The sequence below is a fragment of the Caldimonas caldifontis genome (assembly GCF_002930615.1).
Classification (GTDB): domain Bacteria; phylum Pseudomonadota; class Gammaproteobacteria; order Burkholderiales; family Burkholderiaceae_C; genus Caldimonas; species Caldimonas caldifontis.
In genome coordinates this window covers 345715-352680 of sequence record NZ_PSNX01000001.1, presented here as the reverse complement: position 1 = coordinate 352680, position 6966 = coordinate 345715, and the positions used below count along the sequence as shown (strand labels likewise).

9 protein-coding genes are annotated in these 6966 nt (G+C 66.0%); 6 read left to right on the top strand and 3 right to left on the bottom strand.

Translation table 11 applies throughout. From position 1 onward, the window contains the following. Positions 1 to 81: 81 nt before the first annotated feature. A complete protein-coding gene (locus C1704_RS01655; protein WP_104300315.1) occupies positions 82 to 576 on the bottom strand; it encodes a YqaA family protein in 495 nt (164 codons plus the stop codon). A 117-nt stretch (positions 577 to 693) separates the two neighbouring features. Between C1704_RS01655 and dusB the strand changes: the two genes are divergently transcribed. Genes dusB through ruvC form a run of 6 tightly spaced genes read left to right on the top strand, consistent with a single transcriptional unit; the run spans position 694 to position 5750 of the window. Next, positions 694 to 1734, top strand: coding sequence for a tRNA dihydrouridine synthase DusB (dusB, locus tag C1704_RS01650; RefSeq protein ID WP_104300313.1), 1041 nt, complete (start codon positions 694 to 696; stop codon positions 1732 to 1734). Beyond that, positions 1731 to 1967, top strand: a complete 237-nt coding sequence (locus C1704_RS01645; RefSeq protein ID WP_104300311.1) for a Fis family transcriptional regulator — start codon at positions 1731 to 1733, stop codon at positions 1965 to 1967. Before dusB ends, C1704_RS01645 begins: the two co-directional genes overlap by 4 nt. A gap of 15 nt (positions 1968 to 1982) precedes the next feature. Beyond that, positions 1983 to 3569, top strand: coding sequence for a bifunctional phosphoribosylaminoimidazolecarboxamide formyltransferase/IMP cyclohydrolase (gene purH / locus C1704_RS01640; protein ID WP_104300309.1), 1587 nt, complete (start codon positions 1983 to 1985; stop codon positions 3567 to 3569). 17 nt (positions 3570 to 3586) lie between these two features. Continuing rightward, the gene (locus C1704_RS01635) at positions 3587 to 4216 is read left to right on the top strand and encodes a lysophospholipid acyltransferase family protein (protein ID WP_104300307.1); all 630 of its coding nucleotides are present in this window, start codon (positions 3587 to 3589) and stop codon (positions 4214 to 4216) included. Continuing rightward, entirely contained in the window at positions 4213 to 5202 is a 990-nt protein-coding gene (locus C1704_RS01630; protein WP_104300305.1) for a phosphatidate cytidylyltransferase, read from the top strand. The genes C1704_RS01635 and C1704_RS01630 overlap by 4 nt, the downstream gene beginning before the upstream one ends. Continuing rightward, positions 5199 to 5750 carry a crossover junction endodeoxyribonuclease RuvC gene (gene ruvC, locus C1704_RS01625; protein WP_104300303.1) on the top strand — a complete coding sequence of 184 codons (552 nt, stop codon included), beginning with the start codon at positions 5199 to 5201 and terminating at the stop codon, positions 5748 to 5750. The genes C1704_RS01630 and ruvC overlap by 4 nt, the downstream gene beginning before the upstream one ends. Here the strand turns inward: ruvC and C1704_RS01620 are convergent. Both C1704_RS01620 and lpxC read right to left on the bottom strand, forming a co-directional pair. After that, positions 5744 to 5932: a hypothetical protein gene (locus C1704_RS01620; protein ID WP_104300301.1), complete on the bottom strand. Its 189-nt coding sequence runs from the start codon at positions 5930 to 5932 to the stop codon at positions 5744 to 5746. The genes ruvC and C1704_RS01620 overlap by 7 nt on opposite strands. Before the next feature lie 12 nt (positions 5933 to 5944). Next, entirely contained in the window at positions 5945 to 6880 is a 936-nt protein-coding gene (gene lpxC, locus C1704_RS01615; protein ID WP_104300299.1) for a UDP-3-O-acyl-N-acetylglucosamine deacetylase, read from the bottom strand. Between the last annotated feature and the right edge of the window lie 86 nt (positions 6881 to 6966).

Below are 6966 nucleotides of genomic sequence, written 5' to 3'. Positions count from 1 at the left end.
TTCGAAAAGCTCGACATCATGTTCCTCGGCTTCATCACCTTCGTTCTCGTCGCTGATGGACTGCGGATGTGTTAACAGGCCCTAGCGAGGCAGGTCCACCATGCCGGGGAAGAGCCACAGCAGCGCTGTGGTCATCAACAGATAGCGCAGGAACTTCCCGATCGCCATGTAGAGCACACAGGGCCAGAAGGGCAATTTCAGCCAACCCGCGACGCCACACAAGGGATCACCGATCACGGGCAGCCACGACATGAGGCAGGCCTTCGGCCCGAAATCACGCAGCCAGACCAGGGCCCTCGCCTTCACAGGGTGTTCCTTGTGGGTGATCCGGTCGTAGGCTTTGTGCGCGCCGTAGCCCATCCACCAGGTCACGGCACCACCCAGGGTGTTGCCCACGGTGGCCACGAGAATCGCGGGCCAGAACAGCGAGGCATTGAGCTTGATCAGACCGAACACGGCGGGCTCGGAGCCCATGGGCAAAAAGGTGGCCGACATGAAGGCCACCACAAAAACCGTGCTCAGGCCGAACTCCGGCAGGGCCAGGGCATTGAGCAGCGAGTAGAGCCAAGCTTCCATCGCCCGCGATTATCGGTGTGCGCCGCAGCAAGACCGGGTGCCGTCTGTTTCATTTCCTGAAAGGTGGCAAGGCTATACTCTGCCTCCTTTTTCAGCAGCTTCCACCATCCCCTCCCCATGCGCATCGGCCCCCACGAGTTACCCAACTCGCTCTTCGTCGCGCCCATGGCCGGGGTGACGGACCGCCCCTTCCGGCAGCTGTGCAAGCGGCTGGGAGCCGGCTATGCGGTCAGCGAGATGGTGACCTCGCGCAAGGAACTGTGGAACAGTCTCAAGACCTCGCGCCGGGCCAACCATGATGGGGAAGTCGAGCCCATCGCGGTGCAGATCGCCGGCACCGAGCCCGAGATGATGGCCGAAGCGGCGGCCTACAACATCGACCGCGGCGCGCAGATCATCGACATCAACATGGGCTGTCCGGCCAAGAAGGTGTGCAACAAGTGGGCCGGCTCCGCGCTGATGCAGGACGAAGCGCTGGCCCTGTCCATCGTGGAAGCCGTGGTGGCGGCCTGCCAGCCCCACGGCGTGCCGGTGACCTTGAAGATGCGCACCGGTTGGTGCCAGCAGCACAAGAACGCGGTCCGCCTGGCCCGTGCGGCCGAGCAGGCTGGCGTGGCCCTGCTCACCGTGCACGGCCGCACGCGGGAGCAGGGCTACAAGGGCCAGGCGGAATACGACACGATTGCGGCGGTGAAGGCTGCCGTGAAGGTGCCGGTGGTGGCCAACGGCGACATCGACTCGCCTGAAAAGGCCCTGGCCGTCCTGCGCGCCACTGGTGCCGACGCCCTGATGATCGGCCGCGCCGCCCAGGGGCGCCCCTGGATCTTCCGCGAGATCGAGCATTTCCTGTCCACCGGCACCCACCGGGCGCCGCCGCTGGTGGCGCAAGTGCATGGCTGGCTCGTCGAACACCTGCATGACCACTACAGCCTCTACGGCGAGTGGAGCGGCGTGCGCACCGCCCGCAAGCACATCGGCTGGTACGTGCGCGGCCTGCCCGGCGGCGAGGCCCTGCGCCAGCACATCAACACCCTGGAGAGCAGCGATGCGCAGCTCTCCGCCCTGAACGACTACTTTGAAGCCCTGTCGCAGCGCCATGTGCATCTGCCTGACGCACCAGCGGCGCAGGTCGAGCAGCCCGAACCCGAGGTCGCATGAGCAAGAAGCAGATCGAAGAATGCATCCGCGCCAGCCTGGAGTCCTATTTCAAGGACCTTCGGGGCGAAGAGCCCCACTCGATGCACGAGATGATCATCTCCGTGGTCGAGAAACCTCTGCTGGAAGTGGTGATGCAGCATGCCGAAGGCAATCAATCGCGCGCGGCCGAGTGGCTGGGCATCAACCGCAACACGCTGCGACGCAAGCTCGTCGAGCACAAACTGATCAAGTAAGACCAAGGCCCACCCATGTCGAATCCGCAACTCACCGCCCTGCTCTCGGTCTCTGACAAGACCGGCATCCTCGAACTCGCGCGCGAACTGGCCGCGCTCAAGATCCGGCTCGTCTCCACCGGCGGCACGGCCAAGCTGCTGGCCGAGGCAGGCTTGCCTGTCACGGAGATGGCTGAACTCACCGGCTTCCCGGAGATGCTCGACGGCCGCGTGAAGACCCTGCATCCGCGTGTGCACGGCGGCCTGCTGGCGCGCCGCGACGTGCCCGAGCACATGGCCGCCCTGAAAGAACACGGCATCGGCACCATCGACCTGCTGGTCGTGAACCTGTACCCGTTCGAGGCCACCGTCGCCAAGCCCGGCTGCACGCTGGAAGAGGCGATCGAGAACATCGACATCGGCGGGCCCGCGATGGTGCGCTCGGCCGCGAAGAACTGGAAGGACGTTGCCGTGCTCACCGACGCGAGCCAGTACGCCGGCGTCATCGAGGAATTGAAGCGCAACGGCACGACGAGCGCCGACACGCGCTTCAAGCTCGCCGTGGCCGCCTTCAACCGCATCGCCGACTACGACGGCGCGATCAGCGACTACCTGTCCTCGCTGCAGGCCGACGGCACCCGCAGCCTCTTCCCCGGCCAGAGCAATGGGCGCTTCGTGAAGGTGCAGGACCTGCGCTACGGCGAGAACCCTCACCAGCAGGCCGCCTTCTATCGCGACCTCTACCCGGCCCCAGGATCCCTGGTCACCGCACGCCAGCTGCAGGGCAAGGAGCTCTCGTACAACAACATCGCCGATGCAGACGCCGCCTGGGAATGCGTCAAGTCCTTCGAGACGCCCGCCTGCGTGATCGTCAAGCACGCCAACCCCTGCGGCGTGGCCCTGGGCGCCGACGCGGCCGAAGCCTATGCCAAGGCTTTCAAGACCGACCCCACCTCGGCCTTCGGCGGCATCATCGCCTTCAACCGGGCCGTGGACGGCGCCGCGGCCCAGCTCGTGGCGAAACAATTCGTCGAGGTGCTGATCGCCCCGGGCTTCTCGGACGAGGCTCGCGCGATCTTCGCTGCCAAGGCCAACCTCCGGCTGCTTGAAATCGCCCTGCCCCCTGGGGGCCCCACCGCCTGGGACCAGGGTCGCAACCTCATGGACGCCAAGCGCGTGGGCTCCGGGCTGCTGCTGCAGACGGCCGACAACCGCGAGGTACGCCTCGACGAGCTGAAAGTCGTCACGAAGAAGCAACCCTCGCCCGAGCAGCTGGCCGACCTGCTGTTCGCCTGGCGCGTGGCCAAGTACGTCAAGTCGAACGCCATCGTCTTCTGCGGTGGCGGCATGACCCTGGGCGTGGGCGCTGGTCAGATGAGCCGCATCGACTCGGCCCGCATCGCCTCGATCAAGGCTGGCAACGCCGGGCTCACACTGCAGGGTTCAGCCGTCGCCAGCGACGCCTTCTTCCCCTTCCGCGACGGCCTGGACGTGGTCTGCGACGCCGGCGCCACCTGCGTGATCCAGCCGGGTGGCAGCGTGCGGGATGACGAGGTCATCGCCGCCGCCGACGAGCGGGGCATCGCGATGGTCCTGACGGGCGTGCGGCACTTCCGACACTGAGCATCGGCGCGCGGCTCATGACGCTTGCCGACGCCACCGGTCTGCTGCTGTCGGCCCTGGCCCGCCTGATCACCGGCGCGCAGGGCCACTGGCTGGGCTGTGTGCCCAAGGCCGAGCAGCGCATCTACTTCGCCAACCACCAGAGCCACCTCGACTGGGTGCTGATCTGGTGCGCGTTGCCGCGCGAGCTTCGATCGCAGACCCGCCCGATCGCGGCCAAGGACTACTGGACCTCCGGCAAGCTCAAGCACTGGATCACGCGCGAGGTGTTCAACGCCGTCTATGTGAACCGCACACGCACCGACGACCAGGATCCGCTGGAACCGCTGGTCGATGCTCTGAAGCACGGCGACTCGCTGGTGATCTTCCCGGAAGGCACCCGCAGCAACCTCGGCGACCCTCAGCCTTTCAAGTCGGGTCTGTATCACCTGGCCGAGCAGTTCCCCGAGGTGCCGCTCATTCCGTGCTGGATCGACAACGTCCAGCGCGTGATGCCCAAGGGGGAGGTCGTGCCCGTACCCATCCTGTGTTCGGTGACGTTCGGCGCGCCGATGCAGCTGAACCCTGGCGAGGACAAGCGCGCCTTCCTTGAACGTGCCCGCGCCGCCGTCATGGCCTTGCGCAAGCCCGGGAGGGCCGGCGCATGAACATCTTCAAGACCTTGCGCGGCTGGACGGCCAGCGAGCAGATTGGCCTGCTCTTTTTCATCGTCTTCGGCCTGCTGGCCCTGGCTTCGATGCTGGCCACGGTGATGAGCCTCAAGGCCGAGACGGAGCACCAGCTGGGCCGGGTCGAACGCTTCAAGCGTGTGCTGCGCGACTCCTGGGTGTGGGTGTCGGTGTTCTGGTTCGCCTGGATCGCCGGTGCCTTCGTCTCGATGCTGCTCTTCGGGCTGCTGTCCTTCTACGCCCTGCGCGAGTTCATCACCCTGAGCCACACACGCCGCGGTGACCACCGCAGCCTCATCCTGGCCTTCTTCATCGTCCTGCCGCTGCAGTACTACCTCGTGGGCACACGGCAGTTCGACCTTTTCTCCGTGTTCGTGCCGGTCTACGTCTTCTTCGCGATCCCCGTGATCAGTGCTCTGGCCAACGATCCCGAGCGCTTCCTCGAGCGCAATGCGAAGATCCAGTGGGGCATCATGGTCTGCGTCTACGGCCTGAGCCACGCCCCCGCGCTGCTGCTGCTCGACTTCCCGGGCTATGCGCAGCGCGGCGCCTTCCTGCTCTTCCTGCTCGTCTTCGTGGTGCAGACCTGCATGCTGGTGCAGGCCTACGTGGCGCGGCACCGCCAGCTGCCCGCCGTGGCACCGGCCATCAGCACCTCATTCTCCTGGGGCGCCGCAGGTGCCGGCGTGCTGGTCGGCAGCCTGTGCGGCGCCCTGCTCTACTGGATCACCCCCTTCAAGGCCGGCCAGGCCTTCGGGATGAGCTTCATCGCGTGTGCCGCCGGCATGTTCGGTCACTTCGTGATGAAGGCCCTCAAGCGCGACGCCGGCGTGCAGTCGGCCTGGCACGCGGAGGGCCACATGGTGACCGGTGCCGTCGGCCTGCTCGACCGCATTGCCGCCCTGAGCTTCGCCGCCCCGGTGTTCTTCCATTCGGTGCGCTGGTACTTCGAGCTGCAGCTATGAGGGTGCTCGGCATCGACCCCGGCCTGCAGACCACGGGTTTCGGCGTGGTGGACGTGGAAGGCCCGCGGCTGCACTACGTGGCTAGCGGAACCATCAAGACCAAGGCGGCCGACCAGGGCGATCTGCCGACGCGTCTGAAGATCCTCTACGAGGGCATTCGCGAGGTGGTGGAACGCTACCAGCCCACCGTCGCTTCGGTGGAGATCGTCTTCGTGAACGTCAACCCGCAGTCCACGCTGCTGCTGGGCCAGGCCCGCGGCGCCGCGCTCGCCGCGCTCGTGAGTTGCGACCTTTCCGTGCACGAATACACCGCGCTGCAAATGAAGAAGGCCATCACCGGCCATGGCCTGGCCCGCAAGGAACAGATCCAGGCCATGGTGGCACGGCTGCTGCAACTGCCCGGGGAGCCCGGCAAGGACGCCGCTGACGCCCTGGGCCTGGCGATCTGCCACGCGCATGCTGCGACTTCCTTCGCGGCCGTGGCCAAAGCCGGGGGCACACTCAGGCGGCGCACGCACGCACAGCTCAAAGGTGGGCGCAGTTATTGACGGGGCGACAAGATCATGTCGGCCATCAGTACGGCAAAAAAGCCCAGCGCCGCCACGAGGGTCCACTTGGTGATGGCCACACCCAGCGCAAGATAGCGCCGGTCGTTGCGCACCAGGTAGACGCCAAAGCAGACGATGGCTGCCACGAGCAGCAGCAGGATCGCAAGGCGAAAGACAAGCATCGGATCAGGTGCTCACCAGGCCGGCGCGAGTTGCGCGAAGCCTTGCGGCGCCTGGCGTTCGTCCTCGAAGGTGACGATCTCGTACTGGCTGGCGTCGGCCAGCACGGCGCGCAGCAGCTTGTTGTTCAGGGCATGGCCCGACTTGTAGGCGCTGTAGGCGGCCAGCATCGGTTTGCCGATGACGTAGAGGTCGCCGATGGCATCGAGGATCTTGTGCTTGACGAACTCGTCGTCGTAGCGAAGGCCTTCGGCATTGAGCACACGGTAGTCGTCGACCACGATGGCGTTGTCCATGCTGCCGCCCAGGCTCAGCCCGCGCGAGCGCATCATTTCGACGTCCTTGGTGAAACCGAAGGTGCGGGCGCGGGCGATGTCACGGCTGTAGCGGCCGCTGGCGAAGTCGAACTCGACGCGCTGGCCGGTCTGGTTGACGGCCGGATGGTCGAAGGCGATCTCGAAGGTGAGCTTGAAACCGTGAAACGGGTCGAGCCGCGCCCACTTGAGGCTGCGACCCTCCCCCTCACGCACTTCGACAGGCTTGACGATGCGCAGGAAGCGCTTGGGCGCGCGCTGGAGTTCGATCCCGGCGCTCTGCAGGAGATAGACGAAGGAGGCGGCAGAGCCGTCCAGGATCGGAACTTCCTCGGCCGTGATATCGATGTAGAGATTGTCGATACCCAGGCCCGAACACGCGGACATCAGGTGCTCCACCGTGTGCACCCCCGGCGCGCCGGGGTCGCCGCCGGCCGAGAGGGTCGAGTTCAGCCGCGTGTCGGTGATGGCGGTGGCCGACACGGGGATCTCGACCGGCACGGGCAGGTCGACGCGCCGAAACACGATGCCGGTGTCAGGTGCCGCAGGGCGCAGCGTGAGTTCCACGCGCTGACCGCTGTGCAGCCCGACGCCGACCGCGCGGGTCAGCGACTTCAGGGTGCGTTGTTGAAGCATGATGCCCTCATTTTAGGCAATGCCTATAGACCTTGCACTTCCAATGGGAGCGGAGGCAGCCCGGCACAGGCTATCGCTTCGATAGC